Annotated in this window: 15 protein-coding genes and 1 other RNA gene; 13 read left to right on the top strand and 3 right to left on the bottom strand. The window is 73.4% G+C overall.

All coding sequences use genetic code 11. The features are described from left to right. Positions 1 to 99: 99 nt before the first annotated feature. The 5 genes from AMOR_RS19195 (at position 100) to AMOR_RS19175 (ending at position 9505) form a co-directional block, all read left to right on the top strand. Positions 100 to 1530 (top strand): sigma-54-dependent transcriptional regulator, encoded by a 1431-nt coding sequence (locus AMOR_RS19195; RefSeq protein ID WP_248353322.1) that lies wholly within the window; start codon positions 100 to 102, stop codon positions 1528 to 1530. A 260-nt stretch (positions 1531 to 1790) separates the two neighbouring features. Further along, positions 1791 to 2834 carry a hypothetical protein gene (locus tag AMOR_RS19190; protein WP_248353321.1) on the top strand — a complete coding sequence of 348 codons (1044 nt, stop codon included), beginning with the start codon at positions 1791 to 1793 and terminating at the stop codon, positions 2832 to 2834. A 48-nt stretch (positions 2835 to 2882) separates the two neighbouring features. Then, entirely contained in the window at positions 2883 to 5933 is a 3051-nt protein-coding gene (gene glnE, locus AMOR_RS19185; RefSeq protein WP_248353320.1) for a bifunctional [glutamate--ammonia ligase]-adenylyl-L-tyrosine phosphorylase/[glutamate--ammonia-ligase] adenylyltransferase, read from the top strand. Between the two features lie 70 nt (positions 5934 to 6003). Further along, positions 6004 to 8013, top strand: coding sequence for an APC family permease (locus AMOR_RS19180; protein ID WP_248353319.1), 2010 nt, complete (start codon positions 6004 to 6006; stop codon positions 8011 to 8013). 64 nt (positions 8014 to 8077) lie between these two features. Continuing rightward, a complete protein-coding gene (locus tag AMOR_RS19175; RefSeq protein WP_248353317.1) occupies positions 8078 to 9505 on the top strand; it encodes a patatin-like phospholipase family protein in 1428 nt (475 codons plus the stop codon). A 29-nt stretch (positions 9506 to 9534) separates the two neighbouring features. On the opposite strand, the gene AMOR_RS19170 is transcribed toward AMOR_RS19175, so the two are convergent. Continuing rightward, positions 9535 to 10683 (bottom strand): hypothetical protein, encoded by a 1149-nt coding sequence (locus AMOR_RS19170; RefSeq protein ID WP_248353315.1) that lies wholly within the window; start codon positions 10681 to 10683, stop codon positions 9535 to 9537. Between the two features lie 105 nt (positions 10684 to 10788). On the opposite strand from AMOR_RS19170, the gene AMOR_RS19165 reads away from it, so the two are divergent. The 5 genes from AMOR_RS19165 to AMOR_RS19145 all read left to right on the top strand — a co-directional run bounded on the left by AMOR_RS19165 (position 10789) and on the right by AMOR_RS19145 (position 16306). Beyond that, complete coding sequence (locus AMOR_RS19165; protein WP_248353313.1) at positions 10789 to 11709, top strand: branched-chain amino acid transaminase; 921 nt, start codon at positions 10789 to 10791, stop codon at positions 11707 to 11709. 379 nt (positions 11710 to 12088) lie between these two features. After that, positions 12089 to 12856: a Fic family protein gene (locus AMOR_RS19160; protein WP_248353311.1), complete on the top strand. Its 768-nt coding sequence runs from the start codon at positions 12089 to 12091 to the stop codon at positions 12854 to 12856. Between the two features lie 279 nt (positions 12857 to 13135). Continuing rightward, on the top strand, positions 13136 to 13963 hold the full coding sequence (locus tag AMOR_RS19155; protein WP_248353309.1) for a deoxyribonuclease IV: 828 nt from the start codon (positions 13136 to 13138) through the stop codon (positions 13961 to 13963). After that, on the top strand, positions 13960 to 15084 hold the full coding sequence (locus AMOR_RS19150) for a DHH family phosphoesterase (RefSeq protein WP_248353307.1): 1125 nt from the start codon (positions 13960 to 13962) through the stop codon (positions 15082 to 15084). The genes AMOR_RS19155 and AMOR_RS19150 overlap by 4 nt, the downstream gene beginning before the upstream one ends. 88 nt (positions 15085 to 15172) lie before the next feature. Then, positions 15173 to 16306: a cysteine desulfurase family protein gene (locus AMOR_RS19145; protein ID WP_248362557.1), complete on the top strand. Its 1134-nt coding sequence runs from the start codon at positions 15173 to 15175 to the stop codon at positions 16304 to 16306. Positions 16307 to 16312: 6 nt separating this feature from the next. On the opposite strand, the gene AMOR_RS19140 is transcribed toward AMOR_RS19145, so the two are convergent. Next, a complete protein-coding gene (locus AMOR_RS19140; protein WP_248353305.1) occupies positions 16313 to 17272 on the bottom strand; it encodes a serine/threonine-protein kinase in 960 nt (319 codons plus the stop codon). A gap of 127 nt (positions 17273 to 17399) precedes the next feature. Here AMOR_RS19140 and ssrS point away from each other — a divergent pair. The 3 genes from ssrS (at position 17400) to AMOR_RS19125 (ending at position 18984) form a co-directional block, all read left to right on the top strand. Continuing rightward, positions 17400 to 17594: non-coding RNA, 6S RNA (ssrS, locus tag AMOR_RS19135), on the top strand. Positions 17595 to 17599: 5 nt separating this feature from the next. Then, positions 17600 to 18199: a 5-formyltetrahydrofolate cyclo-ligase gene (locus tag AMOR_RS19130; protein ID WP_248353302.1), complete on the top strand. Its 600-nt coding sequence runs from the start codon at positions 17600 to 17602 to the stop codon at positions 18197 to 18199. Further along, positions 18196 to 18984 carry a TIGR00282 family metallophosphoesterase gene (locus AMOR_RS19125; RefSeq protein ID WP_248353299.1) on the top strand — a complete coding sequence of 263 codons (789 nt, stop codon included), beginning with the start codon at positions 18196 to 18198 and terminating at the stop codon, positions 18982 to 18984. Before AMOR_RS19130 ends, AMOR_RS19125 begins: the two co-directional genes overlap by 4 nt. Positions 18985 to 18987: 3 nt before the next feature. Here the strand turns inward: AMOR_RS19125 and tyrS are convergent, their stop codons facing one another. Continuing rightward, complete coding sequence (gene tyrS / locus AMOR_RS19120; protein ID WP_248353297.1) at positions 18988 to 20250, bottom strand: tyrosine--tRNA ligase; 1263 nt, start codon at positions 20248 to 20250, stop codon at positions 18988 to 18990. Positions 20251 to 20741: the final 491 nt, after the last annotated feature.

Below are 20741 nucleotides of genomic sequence, written 5' to 3'. Positions count from 1 at the left end.
CCGTCCGTCGCTCCGTCCGTGGGAGAGACCGGCCGGGATCGGAAAGCTGACACGTCGACGCGGGCGCCCGCTCTCCCGACCGCCTATACTCGGCCCCGCATGGACCCGAGCAAGCCGACCATCCTCGTCGTCGACGACGAGAAGAACATCCGCCGCTCGCTCCGCATGGTGCTCGAGCCGGAGGGCTACGAGGTCACCGAGGCCGAGAGCGCCGAGGACGGCCTGAAGCTGCTGGAGGCCGAGCCCATCGACCTCTGCATCTTCGACATCCGGCTGCCCGGGATGGACGGCCTGACCCTCCTCTCGAAGGCGCGCGAGCTGTGGCGCGACCTCCCGGTGATCATGATCTCCGGGCACGCCGACACGAGCGACGTCGTGGACGCCGTGAAGCGCGGCGCGACCGACTTCTTCTCGAAGCCGGTCGACCGCGATCGCGTGCTCGTCTCGGTCCGGAACGCGCTCGCGCGCCGGAGCCTCGAGGAGAAGGTGAAGGACCTCGGGGCGCGCGAGCGCCGGTTCGCGGACGAGATGCTCGGCGAGAGCCCGGCGATGGCGAAGCTCCGCGAGGACATCGCGAAGGTGGCGCCCACGAGCGGCCGCGTCCTCGTCACCGGCGAGTCCGGGACCGGGAAGGAGCTCATCGCCGCGGAGATCCACCGGCAGTCGAAGCGCGCCGCCGGTCCGTTCGTGAAGGTGAACTGCGCCGCGATCCCGGGCGAGCTCATCGAGTCCGAGCTCTTCGGGCACGAGAAGGGCAGCTTCTCCGGCGCAGGCGCCCGGCGCCGCGGGCAGTTCGAGGTCGCGCACGGCGGCACGCTGTTCCTGGACGAGATCGGCGACATGAGCCTCTCCGCCCAGGCGAAGGTCCTCCGCGCGCTGCAGACCGGCGAGATCGTCCGGGTCGGCAGCGAGAAGGCGTTCACCGTCGACGTGCGCGTCGTGGCCGCGACGAACAAGGACCTCGAGGCCGAGGTGCGCGAGGGCACCTTCCGGGAGGACCTCTTCTTCCGCCTGAACGTGGTCCCGCTCCGCGCCCCCGCGCTGCGCGAGCGGCTCGAGGACGTCCCGCTCCTCGCCGAGCGGTTCTTCCAGCTCGCGGTGCGCGAGAACGGCATGCGCCCGAAGCCGGTCGATCCGGACGTGTACCCGCGGCTCGCCGTGTACCGGTGGCCGGGAAACGTCCGCGAGCTCCGGAACGTCTGCGAGCGCATGGTGATCATGAGCGGCGAGCGGATCACCGCCGCCGACGTGCCCGAGGGCGTGGGGCCCCGGGCCGCGCCGGCGCCGGCCGGCACCGGCGCCGCCGACCTCTCCCGGTACGGGGAGGTGCCGCTCAAGGAGCTCCGCGACCTCGTCGAGCGCGACTACATCCTGAAGAAGCTCGAGGAGCACGACTGGAACATCACCCAGGCGGCGCAGGCCCTGGGCGTCGAGCGGACGAACCTCCACAAGAAGATCAAGCAGCACGGCCTGTCCCGCGCCGGCCGCGGCGTCGCGCCCGCCGCGGGCGACGACGCGGGCGAGGACTGAGCGCCTCGCCTCCACGGCGCCCTTCGACTCCGCGCGGCCGCGCTACGCTCAGGGCGAACGGTGTAGACGGGGGGCCCCGGCCTTCCGCCCGCCCGCCCCCGCGTCCCCGCGTCCCCGCGTCCCCGCGTCCCCGCGTCCCCGCGTCCCCGCGTCCCCGCCCCGCCCATCCCCGCCGGCAGTCGTCCCCGCCGCACGCCTTGAGCGCGCCGCGCCGAGCTTCTAGACTGCCCGGCTGGCGGGGGCCGAACGAGGTCGCGGGAATGGAGCTCCGCCAGGAGGATCTGCTCGCCGTCGCCCGGCAGGGCGTCGTCACGCCGGCCCAGGCCGACGAGCTCTGGCGCGCGCTCAGCGCCGCTCCACCCGCGCCGGATCCCGTTCCCGTCGCGCCGTCGTCGACCGCCCGCGAGGTGCTCCTCCTCGCGGCGGGCATGCTCGCCGCCGCGCCCGCCGCGGCGGTCGCCCTCTCGACATGGGAGCGGTTCGGCGGCGCGGCGGCCGCCTTCGGCACGTCGGCGCTGGCCGCCGCCGCCGCCCTCGCCGGCGCAGGCACGCTCCGGCGGCGCGCGCCCGGCGCGAGCGCGGCGCTGCTCGCCGCCGGACTCGCCCTCGTGCCCTTCGCGGTGCACTGCGGCGAGCACTGGATCGGCTGGGCCGTGACCTCGCCGCCCCCGGACGATCTGGGCGACTGGCTCCTCGGGCATCGGCTTCCCCCCCTCGCCGCCGCCGCAGCCGCGACGGTGGTGGCGCTGCGGATCCTCCGCTACCCGGTGCTCGCGGCGGCACTCGCCGCCATCGCCTGGTTCGCGGCGATGGACGCGGCGCCCGCGATCTTCGGCCCCTCCCCGACGTGGACGCAGCACGCCCTCCTCTCGACGCTGCTCGGGCTCGCCGTGCTCGGAACCGGCTTCGGCCTGGACGGGCGCACGCGGCGCGACCACGCCGGCTGGCTCTACGTCGCCGGCCTCGTCTCGTTCTGGGGAGGCCTCACCACGGCGCAGTCGGCGAGCCGGACGTCGCTCGTGCTGTACGTCACGGTGCAGCTCTGGCTGCTCGCCGCCGCGCTCCTCGTCCGGCGCCGGGCGTTCGCCATCGCGGGCGCGATCGGGCTCGCCGGCGCGGCGGGGCGGATCGCCGACGCGACGCTCGAGCCCGCGGCGCTGCCGGTCGTCTTCGCGGCGGTCGCGGCCGCCCTCGCCGGCGGAGCCGTCCTCTGGATCCGGCACGAGGCGCGGATGTCCGGCGCCGTGATCGAGCGGCTGCCCCGGCGCGTCCGGCGGCTCCTCCCGCGGGCCGGCGCGCGCTGAAGCGGCGGCGGCGCCGCGGCCGCGTTCGCGGCGCTATGATGACGCCCCGTGCTCACCTCCCACGCGATCCCCGGCCTGCCGCCCGCCGAGCCCCGCGATCCCGCGACCGCCGAGCGCCTCGCCCGGCTCGGCAAGCGCTTCCCCGCCCGGGTGGACGCCATCGTCGCGGCGTGCCGCCTCGCGCCGGATCCCGACCTCGCCCTCGCCGGCGTGGAGCGGTTCGTCGACGGGGCCGGCGCGGTGCCGGAGGAGCCCGATCTCCTCGAGGCCCTGGCGCTGCTCGCCGGCGCGTCGTCGATGATCCCCGCGCTGCTCGCGCGGACCCCGCACCTCCTCCGCCGCGCGGCGCGCTCCCCCTGGCTGCTCAGGCCCCGCGCCGAGGCGGAGCTCCGCCGCGTCCTCGACCGCGCCGCGCGGCGCGTCGCGGCGGACGACGTCGCGGGGTTCCACCGGCTCCTCCGGCAGGTGCGCGCCCGCGAGGTGGTCCGCATCGCGCTCCGCGATCTCCGGCGGGCCCGCGTGAAGGAGGTCACGGGCGAGCTCTCGGCGCTCGCGACCGCTTGCCTCGACGCGGCGATCCGGTTCCACGACCGGCGGCTCCGGGCCCGGCACGGACCGCCGGCGGGGCTCGCCGACCGCGAGCCGGGCGCCGGCTTCTGCGCCCTCGCCATGGGGAAGCTCGGCGCCCGCGAGCTGAACTTCTCGTCGGACATCGACCTCATCTACGTGTACGACCGCGACGGCCAGACCACCGGAGAGAAGGCGGTCACCCACTTCGCGTACTACGCGAAGCTCGCGGAGCACGTCACGGAGGCGATCGCGAAGCCGACCGAGGACGGCTTCGTGTTCCGCGTGGACCTGAACCTCCGCCCCGACGGCCAGAACGGCCCCATCGTGAACAGCGTCCGGGCCGCCGAGCTCTACTACCAGTCGTTCGGGCGGTCGTGGGAGCGGAACGCGCTCGTGAAGGCGCGGCCCGGCGCGGGGGACCTCGAGGTCGGCGACGCGCTCCTGCGGAGCCTCGAGTCGTTCGTGTGGCGGCGCAGCCTCGACCTGGGCGTCATCGAGGAGATCCAGGCGATGAAGGCGCGCATCGACGCGCGCGCCGGCGGCGAGGGCAAGGACGACCTGAAGCTCGGGAAGGGCGGCATCCGCGAGGCCGAGTTCTTCGTGTCCGCGCTGCAGCTCCTGCACGGCGGCCGTGACGAGGGGCGCGCGCTGCGCGAGCGCGCGGTGCTTCCCGCGCTCGAGCGGCTGCTGTTCGCGGGCATCGTGCCGGCGAAGGACCGCGACGAGCTCGCGGACGCGTACCTCTTCCTCCGCCGCGCCGAGCACCGCGTCCAGATGGTGGAGGGCGCGCAGACGCACCGCCTCCCCGCGCCCGGCGAGCGCCTCGGCCTCGCGCGGTCGATGGGGTACGCCTCGGAGGAGGCGTTCGAGGCCGTCCTCGTGGCGCACCGCGAGCGCGTGGCCGGGCTGTTCGCCGGCCTCCTCGGCACGGGCAAGGAGGAGGTGAAGCTCGACCCCGAGCTCGCGCTCCTCGCCGAGGCCGACGTGGAGCCCCAGCGCCGCGCGGAGATCGCGGTGCGGCGCGGCTTCGCGGATCCCGACCGCGCCATCGCCGCGCTCGACGCCATGGCGCGGCGCCGGACGCCGTTCTCGCGCCTCGGCGATCCGGCCGCCGCCGTCGCGCTCCTCTCCGACGTGCTCGGCACGCCGGATCCGGACCAGGCGCTCTCGCACCTCGCCGACTTCGCCGCCGCGCTCCGCAACCCCGAGCCCTACTTCCGGATGCTCGGCGACCGGCGGCGCGTCGCCCGGCTCATGCTCTCGCTGTTCGGGACCTCCGACTTCCTCTCGAAGCGCTTCCTCCGCCACCCGGAGCTCATCGACATCCTCCTCCGCGAGGACCAGGTGCGGCTCGCGAAGGACCGGGAGACCTTCCGCCGGGAGGTGGAGGAGCGGCTCGCGACGGTGCCGGAGGACGACCTCCCGCTCGACGAGGTCCTGGAGCTCCGCCTCGGCGAGCTCCGGCGCTACAAGAACGAGGAGGTCCTCCGCATCGCGATCCACGACATCGCCGGGACGCTCGACCTGCCCGCCGTGTCGGGGCAGCTCACCGACCTCGCCGAGGTGAGCCTCGAGGCGTGCCTCGCGCTCGCGGAGACCGAGGCGAGCGCGAAGGGCGTCCTCCCGGCGGGCCGCCTGTGCGTCATCGGGATGGGGAAGCTCGGCGGTCGCGAGCTCGGCTACCACTCCGATCTCGACCTCATCTTCCTCTATCCCGGCGGGGCGAACGTCCCCGGGTACGAGCGCTACGCGCGCCTCGCGCAGCGCCTGATGTCCTTCCTGCAGATGCCGCTCCGCGAGGGACGCCTGTACCAGATCGACACGCGGCTGCGGCCCTCCGGGAACCAGGGGGCGCTGGTCATCGGCACCGATGGGTTCACGCGGTACCACGTCGGCGACGCGCTCCCGGGCGGCGAGGGGCGCGACGGCGCGATGGGTCACGTGCGGAGCCAGCTCTGGGAGCGCCAGGCGCTGCTCCGCGCGCGGCACGTCGCGGGCGACGCGGCGCTGTTCGAGGAGATCCGCGCGCGCGTCATCGTGCCGGTCGTGTACGGGCTGCGCGAGGACCGGGCCGCGCTCGCCGCCGAGATCCGGCGGATGCGCGAGAGGATGGAGACGGAGCTCGCGCGCGAGTCGTCGCGCGGGAAGAACCCGAAGACCGGGCGCGGCGGGCTCGTGGACGTCGAGTTCGCGGCCCAGTTCCTCCAGCTCGCCCACGGCCACGATCACCCCTCGATCCGCACCGGCTCGACGCCCGAGGCGCTCGGGAGGCTGCGCGCGGCGGGCCTCCTCCGCGAGGCGGACCACGAGGCCCTCGCGAAGGGCTACGACTTCCTGCGCCGCGTGGAGCTGCGGCTGCGGATCGTCCACGACTACGCGATCGACCACCTGCCGGAGCGCGGCCCCGCGATGCACCAGCTCGCGCGCCGGCTCGGCTACTACGGACCGGAGCCGGGCGAGCGGTTCCTCGGCGAGTACGCGCGCGTCACCGCCGCCGTCCGGTCGGCCTTCGACGCGGTCGTCCGCTGACGGACCGCGCGGGCGGGGTGAACCCCTCGCGAGGGGAGCGGCGCCGGAGGGGCCGCGCTAGTGCTTCCCGGTGGAGGACGTCCGGGCAGAGCCGGGGCGGATCGACCCGCGCGGGCGCCGCGGATCCCTGCGGAAGCGCCTCCTCGGCGCGCCGCGCGACCTCCGGGACCCCCGGACGTACCACGCGATCTCGCTCGTCGCCCTCCTCGCCTGGGTCGGCCTGGGCGCGGACGGGCTGTCCTCGTCCGCGTACGGCCCCGACGAGGCGTACCGCGCCATCGGGACGCACCACTTCCTCGCGCTGGCGCTCGCGGCCGCCACCGCGGTGACGGTGCTCGTCATCTCCCTCGCCTACTCGCAGATCATCGCGCGGTTCCCTTTCGGCGGCGGCGGCTACGTCGTCGCGACGAGGCTCCTCGGGCCGAGCGTGGGCGTCGTCTCCGGCGCAGCGCTCCTCGTCGACTACGTGCTCACCATCTCCGTCTCGACCGCCGCGGGCGGCGACGCCGTGTGGAGCTTCCTCCCGCCGGCCGCCGCGCCGTACAAGGTCCCCGCGGAGGCGCTCGCGATCGGGCTCCTCGTGGTGCTGAACCTGCGCGGCGTCCGCGAGTCGGTCACCGTGCTCGCGCCGATCTTCGGCCTCTTCCTCGTGACCCACGCGATCCTGATCTTCGGGGCGATCGGATCGCACCTCGGCGACGTCCCGGCGGTGGCGTCGCAGATCCACTCGGAGTACCGGACCGCGGTGTCGACCGAGGGGCTCGCGAAGGTCTTCGGGATCTTCCTCCTCGCGTACTCGATGGGCGCCGGCACGTACACCGGGATCGAGGCGGTCTCGAACGGCCTCCAGATCATGCGCGAGCCCAAGGTCGCGACCGCCCGCCGGACGATGACGTACATGGCGGTCTCGCTGTCCATCACCGCGGGCGGGATCCTCCTCGCGTACCTCCTCTTCCGCGCCGTGCCGCAGGAGGGGAAGACGATGAACGCCGTCCTCCTCGAGCGGTTCGCCGGGGGGTTCTCCCCCGGCGGCGTCGCCATCGGGCGCGGGTTCGTCGTGGGGACGCTCGCCATCGAGGCGGCGCTCCTCTTCGTCGCCGCCCAGGCCGGCTTCCTCGACGGCCCGCGGGTGATGGCGAACATGGCGACCGACTCGTGGCTGCCCCGCCGGTTCGCGGCGCTGTCGGAGCGCCTCGTCACCCAGGACGGGGTGCTCCTCATGGGCGGCGCGTCGCTCGCGACGCTGGTCCTCACCCGCGGCGACATCACCCACCTCGTCACGATGTACTCCATCAACGTCTTCGTGACCTTCTCGCTGTCGCAGGCGGCGATGCTCCGGTACTGGCGCCGGCACCGGCGGCCGGGCCGCGCCGGCGGCTTCGCGATCCACGGGCTCGCGTTCGTGCTCTGCGCGGGGATCCTCCTCGGCGTCGTCTGGGAGAAGGGCCGGCAGGGCGGCTGGGTCACCATCGTCGTGACGAGCCTCCTGGTCGCGCTCTGCTTCGCCATCCGCCAGCACTACCGCACCGTCCAGGGAAACCTCCGGCGCCTGGACGAGATCATGAACGCCCTCCCCGCGCACCCGGTCGCCGAGCACGGACCGCTCGATCCCCGCCGCCCGACGGCGGTGATGCTGGTCGGCGGCTACGCCGGGCTCGGCATCCACGCGCTGCTCACGGTGCAGCGGCTCTTCCCGGGGTTCTTCCAGAACTTCCTCTTCGTGTCGGTGGGCGTCATCGACTCCGCCACGATGAAGGGCGTCGAGGAGGTCGAGGAGATCCGCCGCCGGACGGAGGAGTCGCTCCGCCGGTACGTGGACCTCGCGCGGCGGCTCGGGCTCGCGGCGGACTGGCGGATGTCGGTGGGGACGGAGGCGGTCGCCGAGGCGGAGCGCCTCTGCCTCGAGGTCGGGCGCGAGTTCCCGCGCGCCGTCTTCTTCGCCGGAAAGCTCGTCTTCAAGGAGGAGCGCTGGTTCCAGCGCCTCCTCCACAACGAGACCGGCTACGTGCTGCAGCGGCGGCTCCAGTTCGCGGGGCTCAACACGATGGTGCTTCCGGTCCGGGTGCTCGAGGCGGCGTAGATCGGCCTGGTGCGCCGGCTCCCCACCTCGCGCGCGCCGCGCCGTCGTCTAGAATGGCCGCCTCGTGCCCTCCGGCGACCCCATCGACGCGCTCCGCGACGCCGCCCGTCCGTTCGAGGAGGCCGAGGCCGCCCTGGTCCGCTCCGTGGTGAGCACCGCGGCGTGGCTCTCCGAGCCCGACGAGGCGGCGCTCCGGTACGCGCTCAACCTCGCCCGCCTCGAGCGCGTCCGCGCGCCGGACGGCGCCGACGTCGATCTCGCGCCGGCCCTCGCGCCCTTCCGCGCCGACGTCCGCGAGCGGCTGGTCCCCGCCCTCCTCGCGCCGGGCGGCCCCGATCGGGCCCGCGTCGTCGGCCTGGTCGCGGATCTCTCGCTCCACGCCCGCGCCTTTCGCGACCGCGCCGTCCTGGCCTCGGCGGGGCGCCTCTCGCCCGACGCGCTCGATCGCGAGGTCTGCGAGAAGGCGCTCGTCCTCGTCTGCGGCGGCGGGGGCGGCGTCGCCTGGTCCTACCTCGGGGCGTTCGCGCTGCTCGACCAGTACGGGCTCGTCCCGCGCCTGCTCGCCGGCACGAGCATGGGCTCCGTGCTGCTCCTCTTCCGCGCGCGGCGGCTCCGCTGGCACGCCGAGGACGTGGACGCGGCGCTCCGCCAGCTCTCGTTCCGGAGCATCTTCCGCTTCCTGCAGACCGAGGCGCGCTACGGCGTGCCCGCGGCGATGCGCCTGTACCTGCGCGCCGCGATCGGCGACTTCCTGAAGGGCCCCGACGGCCATCCGCTCACGCTCGGCCAGCTCCCCATCCCGCTCGTGGTGGCGGTGACCGGGATCCGCGCGGGCGCGCTGCCCCGGGACCCGGCGGCGTACGAGCACCTCCTCGACGAGCACGGGCGCGCGCCCCGGCCCGGCGTCCTCTCGCGCGTGGTGTCGGACGTGCTCCAGGCGCTGACCGAGCTCCTCGCGCAGGGCGATCGGTTCGCCCGGATCTACCTCGGCGAGGATCCGGAGACGCGCGCCTTCGACGCGATCGACGCCGTCGGGTTCTCCTCGGCCCTCCCCGGCGTAATCCACTACGACGTGCTCCGCGACGACGAGCGGATGCACCGGCTGCTCGCCGCGGTCCTCGAGCGCCACGACGTGGCGCGGCTCTGCGACGGCGGCCTGGTCGACAACCTCCCGGCACGCGCCGCGTGGGCCGCGGTGCAGCGCGGCGCCGTCGGCACGCGCAACGCGTTCGTGCTCGCGCTCGAGGGCTTCGGGCCGAAGCTCGCGCACCCGCTGTGGTTCGGGCTGGAGCAGCTCGCGGCCAAGAACGTCGCCCGGAGCCGGCCCTTCGCGCACCACCACCGGTCCTTCCAGCGCGTGCTGTCGCCCCTGGAGATCGTGCCGGACGACGAGACGCTCCGGCGGGCGGTGCAGGGCGCGAAGGCGGAGCTGCACCCGGACCTGCCGTTCGTCGCGCGGATGGTCCGGCCGTTCGCGCCGCTGCAGGCGTAGGGGCACGCGGCCAGCGTGCCCGCTCGGGCCTAGGGCCCACCGCCCTCGGGCAGCGCCGGCCGTCCGGTGCGCGGGTCCCGGTCGGCCATCCCGATGGAGAGGAGCATCGCGCGCTCCTCTCCGGGCGCCAGCGCGCGGCCGTGCCACTCGAGGCCGATGAACACCTCGTTGCTGGCGAGCGGCACGCCCGGGCGCTGCAGCCCGGGCTGGTTCGCGAAGAAGACGAGGTCCGGCTGATCGTCCCCGACCCACGCGATGAAGTCCGCGGCGCCCGTCTTGGAGTCGACGATGCCCGCCCAGCGGTTCACGCGGGCGTCCACCTGCGACTCCTCCGTGACGATCCCGCCCGCGACCCAGCCCAGGTTCCCCTCCGCGGAGCCGAACTCGCCGACCCACGGCTCGTCGCCGTACGCGTAGGTGTAGGTGGCGGGGAGGTCGCCGAGGTTCACCACCCGGATGCCGAGCTTGAAGAACGGGCGCCCCGCGCGGAAGTAGGCGAAGCGGTCCATCCGCAGCCGCGCGCCGCGGCGCTCCAGCTCGTGCGAGCTCTCGAGGACGACCCGCTGCCCGTCGCGAACGAGGACGCGGCTCCCGAGGAACCTCCAGTACGACGGGTAGATCGGCGTCTCGTCCGGCAGGAGCCAGATCGCCTCGTTCACGTTGCACCAGATGTGCGTCCACCCCCGGGCGTCGTGGTGCGTCATCCCGCTCTCGTTCTGCGCGCCGGGATCCGCCGCGATGTCCGGGAGCGCGCCGCCCACGAAGAGGCCGTGCGGCGTCGCGCCCTCGCTGTCCTGGAAGCGCGAGAACAGCGTCACGAGCTCGGTGCCGTCCGCGAGGTGATTGCGGATGATCCCGCTTCCCTCGCGCTCGTCCCACTGGAGCTCGAGCCGCGGCGCCTCCGGCCCGGCGGCGCGCGCGGTGAAGAGGCGGCGGAGGGGCGAGAGCGGAACGCCGGCGACGAGCCGCGACCCGTCCCCGAGGAGCAGGTCGTCCTTGATCTCGAAGGTCGGCCCCTCCTTCCCGCGGAGCAGGTACAGCCCGTACCAGTGCCCCGCGATGGAGAGGCGCGTCATCGCCGCGAAGACGCCCGCGAGCGCGAGCGCCACGATCGCCGCGATGCGCGCGCTCCGCGCCCCGCGGCCCCCCCGACGGACCACCTCCCCGCCGGTCGACATCGAACCCTCCCGGCCCCGACCGCTTGCGCGATCACACCGGCTGGTTGAATCCGCACCACGCCTGAGGCATGTTCGGAGCTCCCCTCATACGCTCGGGCTCGCGAGATGATCAAGGCCGACAAGATCTGGATCGATGGGAAGCTGGTCGCGTTCGACGACGCGAAGGTGCACGTCCTCACGCACGCGCTGCACTACGGCGTCGGCGTGTTCGAGGGCATCCGCGCCTACAAGACGGCGGACGGGCGCTCGGCGGTGTTCCGGCTGAAGGAACACGTCCAGCGACTGTACGACTCCGCGCACATCGTGCTGATGGAGATCCCGGTGCCGCCCGAGCGCCTCGAGCAGGCCTGCGTCGAGGTCCTGAAGGCGAACAAGCTCGACGCCGGGTACCTCCGGCCGCTCGCGTTCTTCGGCGCGGGGGCGATGGGCGTCGGCGCCGGCGCGACGAACCCGGTCCAGGTGATGGTCGCGGCGTGGCCGTGGGGCGCCTACCTCTCCGAGGAGGGGCTGAAGAAGGGCATCCGCGCGAAGGTGTCGTCGTTCACGCGCATGCACGTGAACGTGAACATGGTCCGGGCGAAGGTGTCGGGGCAGTACGTGAACTCGTTCCTCGCGACGCGCGAGGCGGCGATGGCCGGCTACGAGGAGGCGATCCTCCTCGACACCGAGGGCTACGTCGCCGAGGGCTCGGGCGAGAACATCTTCATCGTGAAGAACGGCGTGCTCCAGACGCCGCCGCTCTCCGCCCCCGTCCTCGCGGGCATCACGCGCGACTCGGTGCTCCGGATCGCGAAGGACCTCGGTGTCCCGGTGAAGGAGGAGAAGTTCACCCGCGACTCGATGTACCTCGCGGACGAGCTCTTCATGACCGGGACGGCCGCGGAGGTGACCCCGGTCCGCGAGGTCGACAACCGCCGGATCGGCAAGGGCGAGCCCGGGCCGATCACGAAGCGGATCCAGGACACCTACTTCAAGGCGGTGCGGGGCGAGGAGCCCCGGTACCGCGAGTGGCTCACGCCGTACTGACGATCCGTCGAGACCGCGCGTTCGAGACCGCCCGTCGTGAGGACCGTTGGTGGTGAGCTGTCGAGCCACGAACGGATGCGATGGTCGCCTCGACCGGCCCCCGGCGGGCGGTAGCGCCGTGACACCCACATCGACGCCTTCGCCGCCTGTCCCACAGGCGCCCGGGCGCTCGCCCGCCGGCCGCCCGGAACAAAGCCGACCGCTCCCTCGTTCCATTCTCCCGGAAGGGCAAATTCGTTGACCTGTCGCGGACGATTCAGCTAGATTCCCCGCGCCTTTCCGGGGTTCGTTTTTGAAAATCAGCTGAGATGTCCGGGGGTTTGGAGCGGTCCAGGGCGAGGTCGCCCTCGCGACCGCAGGGCATCGAGGAGTGTCAGGGATGCGGACTCGATACGTCGACATCGACGATCGCATGGAAGACCTCGCGGACCGGCTCCGGACGGATCCGGAGCTCGAGCAGGACTTCCTGTCGAAGTACGAGCTGTCGTGGCTGTACCACGAGAACGCGCTCGAGGGCGTCGTCTACTCCGGCCAGGAGCTCGCGACGGCGCTCGATGGCGCGCCGCTCGCCGACGCCACGTTCGTGAGCGCCCTCCAGGAGATCCGGAACCACAAGACCGCGCTCGACCTCGTTCGCGAGGAGGCGCTCGCGAAGAAGCCGAAGCTGAACCTCACGCTCGTGAAGCGCCTGTACGAGGTGCTCGGGCAAGGGATCGACGGCCGGAGCGTCGCGGAGTTCCGCAAGGACATGCCGCTCCACCGCGCGTACTTCCACGACATCGCGCAGCCGCCCAAGATCCAGCCGCTCCTCCAGAAGCTGCTCGACGCGTGCGAGACCGCCGACTTCAAGACCGCGCACCCGATCCAGCAGGCCGCGAAGCTGCACCACGGCTTCATGCAGGTGTTCCCCTTCACGGAGAACTCCGGGCGCGTGGCGCGGCTCCTCGCGAACCTCGTCCTCTTCCACGCGGGCTACCGGCTCCCGGTCATCATCCACGCGACGGATCGGCAGCGGTACTACGAGTCCCTCCGCGTCCCGGAGGCGACCCTCCGCGACCTCACGATGGAGGCGCTCGACAACGCCCTCGCGCAGGCCGAGAAGCTCTTCGCCGACGCGCCGGTGCGCCGCCGCAAGGCCGCGCGCTAGCCGGGCGAACGCTCACCGAGGCGCGCCGCTCCCTCCGGGGGCGGCGCGTTTCTCGTTTCCGTGATGATCAGGGATGCCCCCCGTAAGAGGGGCCTCGCCTGGTTCGCGCGCACGGGCGTGGCTGGATCCCTGGCATCGCAGACCAGGCGATGGCGGGGGTTCCGCGGCCCCTCTGGCGCAGTCAAGCTATTGAAATCGCAGGGCTCGCGTCCAGTGCGGGTCAGGCGATGACCGAGCGTGGCGGGGCGGGGCCCGGCTATTGTATAGCTACGCCCCCCTATGCTCCTCGGTGCGCACGAAGGGATCGCCGGTGGGGTCTCGACGGCGTTCAGCCGCGCCGAGGCCGACGGCGCCGACTGCCTGCAGATCTTCACGCGCAACGCGCGCGGCTGGGCGGCGAAGCCCCTCGAGGACGACGAGGTGACGCGGTTCCGCGGTGAGGCCCGGCGGACCGGGAAGCCGGTCGCGGCGCACTCGTCCTACCTCATCAACTGCGCCGCCCCGGACCGGGTGATCCGCAAGAAGAGCTGGGAGGCGCTCGCGGACGAGCTCGGCCGCTGCGAGCGTCTCGGCATCCCCGCCCTCATCTTCCACCCAGGGAGCCACGACGACGTGGCCGAGGGGACGAAGCTGGTGGCGGAGGCGATGGAGCGGGCGCTCGATCGTGTGCCCGGCAAGGCCAAGCTGCTCGTGGAGACGACGGCCGGCCAGGGCACGAGCCTGGGCTGGCGCTTCGAGCAGGTCGCGGCGATCCGGGACCTGGTGCCGGCAGGGAAGCGCCGGCGCACCGCGGTCTGCGTGGACACCTGCCACATCCACGCGGCGGGGTACGACATCACGACCGAGGACGGATACGAGAAGACCATCGGCGAGCTGGATCGGGTCGTCGGGCTCTCGAACGTCCGGGCGTTCCACCTGAACGACTCGAAGAAGCCGATCGGGTGCCGGGTGGACCGCCACGAGCACATCGGCGAGGGCGCCCTCGGGCTCGCTCCGTTCCGCCTGCTCGTGAACGACGACCGGTTCGCGGAGACGCCGGGGTTCGTCGAGACGGAGTCCAGGTGGAAGGAGAACATCGAGGTCCTCCGCGGCCTCGTCCGGCGATGAAGTCCAGCCTGCCCATGCGTCACGCCTCCGAGGAACCGCCCAAGGCGCGGTCGCGCCCGCTCGTCCGGGCGGCCCGGATGGCCCTCTACCCGCGGTCCACCGAGGCCACCCGCGGGAAGCTCGATCGCCTCGTGCAGTACGCGAGGGCGCACAAGAAGGCCCTCATCCTCACCCACGACAACCCCGATCCCGACTCCATCGCGGCGGGGGTCGCGCTCGCGCACCTCCTCGAGAAGCTCGCCGGCGTCGAGGCCATCGTCGCGTACGGCGGGATCGTCGGCCGCGCCGAGAACCGCGCGCTCATCAAGGTCCTGAAGCTGCCGGTGGTGCCGGTCGCCCGCGTCGTCTTCGACGAGTACGACCTCATCTGCATGGTCGACACCCAGCCGGAGCAGGGGAACCACTCTCTCCCGGCGCGCCACTTCCCCGACGTGGTGATCGATCACCACCCCGAGCGCCCGGACTCGCACCTCGCGCCCATCGCCGACGTCGGCGGCCCCATCGGCGCCACGTCCACCGTCGTCGCGGAGTACTTCCGCGCGAGCGGGCTCAAGGTGCCGTCGCCGGTGGCGACCGCGCTCTTCTACGGGATCAAGGCGGACACGCGGGACCTCGGGCGGCAGACCACGCGGCAGGACGTCGACGCGTACCTGTGGCTCTTCCCGATGACGGACAAGGACGCCCTCGGGGAGATCGAGCACCCGAAGCTCCCGCTCGACTACTTCCGCCTCTACCACACGGCGATCGAGCGGGCGCAGGTGTACGGCGACGCGGTGGTCTGCGATCTCGCCGACATCTACGCGCCGGACATGGTCGCCGAGGTCGCCGAACGGTTCATGTCCCTCGAGGGCATGCGCTGGTCGCTCGCGTTCGGCGAGTACGAGGACAACCTCTACTTCTCGATCCGGACGGGCGATCGGCGGATGAACGCCGGCCGGCTCATCCGCGACGTCATCGAGGCGCGCGGGGGCTCCGCCGGCGGCCACGGCACGATGGCCGGCGCGCGGCTCCCGGTGAAGGAGCTCGGTCCCGTCGCGACGAAGCGGCTCAAGGAGGACGTCGTCAAGGACTTCCTCGACGCGTTCGGCCTGAAGGGCCGGAAGGGCAAGAAGGTCGTCTGAAGGGGCCCGTTCCGTGAGCCTGTCGAGCGACGGACGGGCGCGGCGGGTCGCGCTTCGATAGGTTCAGGCGAGCGGGGCTCACGCCTTGGTGTACCTCGATCACAACGCGATCACGCCCATGCGGCCGGAGGCGATCGCCGCCGTCCGTGCGGCGCTCGACGTGTTCGGCAACCCGAGCTCGGTGCACCAGGCCGGCCGCGCCGCGCGCGATCTGCTCGACCTCGCCCGCGCCCAGGTCGCCGCCGCGCTCGGCGGCGCGCCGGGCGAGATCGTCTTCACCTCCGGCGCGACCGAGGCAGCCGCCCTCGCGATCCGCGGCACCCTGGGTCGCTCGCCGCCCGGGCGGACCCGGCTCGTCGTCACCGCCGTCGAGCACCCGTGCGTCCTCTCGCTCGCCCGCATGCTCGAGCGGACCGGGACGCCGCTCACGGTGGTCCCGGTCGACCGGCGCGGCCTCGTGGATCCGGACGCCTTCGCCGCCGCGCTCGGTCCCGACGTCGCCCTGGCCTGCGCCATGCGCGCGAACAACGAGACCGGCGTGATCCTCCCGGTCCCCGAGCTCGCCCGGGCCGCCCGGGAGAGGGGCGTGCCCCTGCTCTGCGACGCCGTGCAGGCGGTCGGGAAGATCGCCGTGGACGTCCGCACCCTGGGGGCGGAGCTGGTGATCGTCACCGGCCAGAAGTTCGGCGGTCCCCGCGGCGCCGGCGCGCTCTGGGTCGCGAACGGGTTCCCGCTCGCGCCGCTCTTCGGCGGCGAGCAGGAGCGCGGTCGCCGCGCCGGCACGGAGAACCTCCCCGGCATCGCCGGGCTCGCGGCGGCGATCGACGCGGCGGTCCGGGCCCGGCCCGCGGACGAGCCGCGGATCGCGGCGCTCAGGGATCGCCTGGAGACCGGCCTCCTCGCGGCCGTGCCCCGGACGCGGGTGAACGGCGCCGGCGCGCCACGGCTCCCCGGCACGCTCTCGGTCACGCTCGACGGGTGCGACGCCGAGGCGCTCCTCATGGCGATGGATCTCGAGGGGGTCTGCGCGAGCGCCGGCTCGGCCTGCCACTCCGGCTCGACGAAGCCCTCCGGCGTGCTGCTCGCGCTCGGCCTCTCCGAGGCCGAGGCCCGCTCGACGCTGCGCCTCAGCCTCGGCTGGAGCAGCACCGCGGATGACGTCGCGGCCGCGCTCCGGATCGTGCCGCCGCTGGTGGCGCGGGTGCGGGCGGCGATCGGGTAGCGGCGCCTACCTCGCGCCGAACAGGCCCCGCACCACCGCCGCGATGGCGAGCGGCGTCCCGACGGCGGGGTCGTACAGGGTCGCGAGCTCGCGCGCGAACGCCTCCGCGGTGGGAAAGCGCCAGGCGGGATCGGCGGCGATGCAGCGGAGCACCATCGAATCGAGCTCGAAGGGCACCTCGGAGCGGACCTCGGAGGGCGCGCGGAGCGTGCCCGCGAGGATCCGCTGGCCGACCGCGTTCACGTCCGCGCCGGGGAAGGCGGGCGCGTTCGTGAGCAGCTCGAAGAAGACGGCGCCGAGCGCGAAGATGTCGCTGGCGGGCGTCGGCCGCGCGCCGCGGATCAGCTCCGGCGCGAGGTAGTGGATCTTCCCGACCGCGCCACCCGGGCTCGCCGCGGCGGCGCCGGCCGCGCGCGCCACGCCGAAGTCGCCGAGCTTGATCTCGCCGAGCCTGGAGATGAAGACGTTCGACGGGGACACGTCGCAGTGGACGATCCCGAGCGGCGCACCCGCCTCGTCGCGCCCGGCGTGCGCGTGCGCCAGCGCGTCGGCGACGACGTGCGCGACGTAGGCGGCGAAGTCGACGGGCAGGAGGATCCCGCGGGCGGCGCACTGGGCGAGGATCTGCTTCAGGTTTCGCCCGTCGACGTACTCCATCACGATGAAGGGCGTCCCTGCGGCGACGCCGGTCTCGAGCACCTCGACGATGCCGGGGTGGCGGAGGCGCCGCGTGATCTCCGCCTCCTGGGCGAAGAGCGCGACGTACGAGGCGTCCCGCGCCAGCTCCGGCCTGAGCCGCTTCACCGCGACGGTCCGGCCCGCCTCCGGACCGGCGACGGCGACGGCTCGGTACACCTCCGCCATGCCGCCCGTCCCCACGAGCGCCTCGATCGAATATCCGGAGAGATCGCTACCGTTCACAGAGGTCGGTTCCCGGCGCCCGGCGGCCTCCCGCGGCGAGCGCATGCGGGGGGCATTCTACCCGCGAAGGCTCGACACCTCGCTTGACAGGGCTGGCGTGGAGTCCTAGGATCAACTTGGTCAAAACCCCCCGTGAAATCGGGGAGTTAAAGCTCTTTTCCAGCCATCGAGCTGCCCCCTGCCGGGTTCGTGATTGGGTCCCCGCGTCGTTTGGGCCGACTTTGTGCCAAAGCGGAGCGCCCGCCCACGTCCATGAGCAAGCTCCCATGCAGCGAGGGAGAAGCCTACGGACGCTGGTGTACCGGGTGCCCCACCTGTAGAAATACAGGTCCAAACAACCGGGCCACACGGCTCACGCGGGGGGCTTTTTTTTTGACGGGAGTCGAGACCAGGTCGGGCGACGCGAAGCGCGCCCTCCGATCCGAGCTCATCGCCGTCCGCGCGCGCCTCTCGCAGGAGGAGCGCAGCGAGAAGTCCCACGCCATCGCCGAGCGGGTCGATCGCATCGCCGCCGTTCGCGACGCCCGCACGGTCGCGCTCTACGCGCCGCTCGGCACCGAGGTCGACTCCACCGAGCTCGCCCGCCGCATCGGCGCGCGCGGCGGCCGCGTCGTCTACCCGCGCTCGGTCGTGGGCGAGCGGCGTCTCGTCTTCTGCCGCTGCGATCCCGCGGAGCTGGTGCGCGGACCGCTCGGCGCCCGCGAGCCGCCCGCCGGAGCGCCCGAGGTGGCGCTCGCGGAGGTCGACTGCGTGGTGATGCCCGGTGTGGCGTTCTCGCTCGACGGCCTGCGGCTCGGGCGTGGCGGCGGCTACTACGACGCGACGCTGTGGGCGATGCCGGGCTCCGCGCGCGTCGGCGTGGCGTTCGACGTCCAGGTCGTCCCGTCGCTGCCCCGCGAGCCCCACGACGCGCCGCTCGACGCCCTGGTCACGGAGTCGCGCGCGCTCACCTTCGCCCGGGGCGCCCGGTGAAGATCCTCTTCGTCGGCGACGTGTTCGGGAAGCCCGGCCGGCAGGCCGTGCAGCGGCTCGTGCCCCGCCTCATCGCGCGCGAGGGGCTCGACCTCGTGATCGCGAACGCGGAGAACTCCGCCGCCGGCGCGGGCGTGACGCCCGACGCCGCCGAGGAGCTGCTCGCCGCGGAGGTCGACCTCCTCACGAGCGGCAACCACATCTGGTCGAAGCGGGAGATCGTGCCGTACCTCGAGAAGCCGGGCTCGCGGCTGCTCAGGCCGGCGAACTACCCGGGCGCGCCCGGGCGCGGCCGCGGCATCGCCTCGACGCCAGACGGCCGCCGGCTCGGCGTGGTGAACCTCGAGGGCCGCGTCTTCATGAAGGCGCTCGACGACCCGTTCCGCGCCGCCGAGGCGGAGATCGCTGCGCTCCGAGCCGAGGGCGTGACCGCGATCCTCGTCGACATGCACTGCGAGGCGACGAGCGAGAAGAACGCGATGGGCTGGTTCCTCGACGGCCGCGTCTCGGCGGTGCTCGGGACGCACACGCACGTGCAGACCGCCGACGCGCGGGTCCTCCCCGGCGGCACCGCGTTCGTCACGGACGTCGGGATGTGCGGGCCGTGGGACTCGGTGATCGGCGTCCGCAAGGAGCTCGTGCTCGAGCGCTTCCTCACGCAGCGACCGGTGGGGTTCGAGCCCGCGAAGCGCGACGTGTGGCTCCAGGGCGCGATCGTCGAGATCGACGACGCGACCGGGCGGGCCCGGTCGATCGCGCGGGTGCAGGAGCGGCTCGAGGAGTAGGGATCAGGAGACCACGAGCAGGGCGTGGTTCCGCTTCCCCTTCTGCAGCATCACGAACTCGCCGTGGAGCAGGTCGGCGGCCCCGAGCGTCCGCTCGGGCGCGGCGACGGTCTCGCCGTTCACGAGGAAGCCCTTCCCCTGGATCCCGCGGCGCGCGTCGCCCTTCGAGGTGGCGAGCCCGACCCGCACGAGCGCGTCGAGGACCCCGAGGCCCTCGAGCTCGGCGCGCGCGAGGTGCACGACCGGCAGCTCCTGCGAGAGGACGCGGAGCACGTCGGCGCCGGCCCCGCGGAGGTCGGTGCCGCCGAAGAGGAGCCGGCTCGCCTCGACGACGCTCCGCACCGTGTCGGCGCCGTGGACGCGCGCCGTCACGTCCTCGGCGAGGCGCCGCTGCGCCGGGCGCTTCCCCGGATCCCGCGCCTGCTCCGCCAGGAGCGCCGCGATCTCCTCGACCGGGAGGAACGTGAAGAACTTGAGGAGCCGCTCGACGTCGCGGTCGTCGGTGTTGAGCCAGAACTGGAAGAACTTGTACGGCGAGGTCCGGGCCGGGTCGAGCCACACCGCGCCGCCCTCGGTCTTGCCGAACTTCGTGCCGGCGGCGGTGGTGAGCAGCGGGAACGTGAGGCCGTGGACGCTCGCGCCCTCCTTGCGGCCGATGAGCTCGGTGCCGGCGGTGATGTTGCCCCACTGATCGCTGCCGCCCATCTGCAGCTCGCAGCGGTCCGCCTTGAAGAGGTGCCAGAAGTCGTACGACTGGATGAGCATGTACGAGAACTCGGTGAACGAGATCCCGGCCTCCATGCGGCCCTTCACCGAGTCCTTCGCGAGCATGTAGTTCACGGTGAAGTGCTTGCCGACGTCGCGGAGGAACTCCATCAGGCCGAGGGGCCGGAGCCAGTCGGCGTTGTTCCGCACGCGGGCCGCGTTCGCGCCCTCGAAGGAGACGAACCGCTCGAGCTGGCCGCGGATCGCGGCGACGTTCCGGTCGATCTCCTCGACCGAGAGGACCGGGCGCTCGGTCCGCTTCCCGCTCGGGTCGCCGACCATGCCGGTCCCGCCGCCCACCACGATGATCGGGGTCCCGCCCGTGCGCTGCAGCCAGGCGAGCGCCATCACGGCCAGCAGGTGCCCGACGTGGAGCGAGTCCGCGGTGGGATCGAACCCGACGTAGCCGGTGAGCGGGCCGTTCGCGAGGCGGTCCGGCAGGCCCGGCGTCGAGTCGTGGATGAGGCCGCGGGGCGTGAGCTCTTCGAGAAGCGTGCGCATGGGCGGCATAGATTAACGGATCTTCCGCCGCTGGGAGCCGCTTCCTGCGGCTGGACGCCTAGCGGCGCCGGCGCGAGGGAGGCGCCGCACGGGGCCGGGCGTGATGGGTCGCGGAGGGGCGCCGAGGGGTGGCCTTCTTCGCGGTCGCCTTCGGGTTCGAGGTCGCCTTCGACCTCGCAGCGGCACTCGGCGTCTTCGCGGTCGCCTTCGACTTCGCCGGTGCCTTCTTCGCCGTCGCCTTCGACTTCGCGGTCGGCGTCTTCCCCGGTGCCCTCTTCGCCGTCGCCTTCGCGCTCGACTTCCCGCTGGCCTTCATCGCGGTCGGCGCCGCCTTCGCGCCGGCCTCCCGCCCCACCTTCTTCGCGGGCGCGCTCACCCACGGACCTCCCTCTCCCCCCGCCTCTCCGGGGGGAGAGGGCCGGGGTGAGGGGGGCCCGCCGGCGACCGTCGCGGTCGCGGTGGTCGGGGTCGGGGGAGTCGGTCCGGGGCCC

It is taken from the genome of Anaeromyxobacter oryzae (assembly GCF_023169945.1).
In the GTDB taxonomy this organism is placed as follows: Bacteria; Myxococcota; Myxococcia; order Myxococcales; family Anaeromyxobacteraceae; genus Anaeromyxobacter; species Anaeromyxobacter oryzae.
The sequence above is the reverse complement of the archived record's forward strand: the minus strand, read 5'-3'. Positions and strand labels throughout refer to the sequence as shown.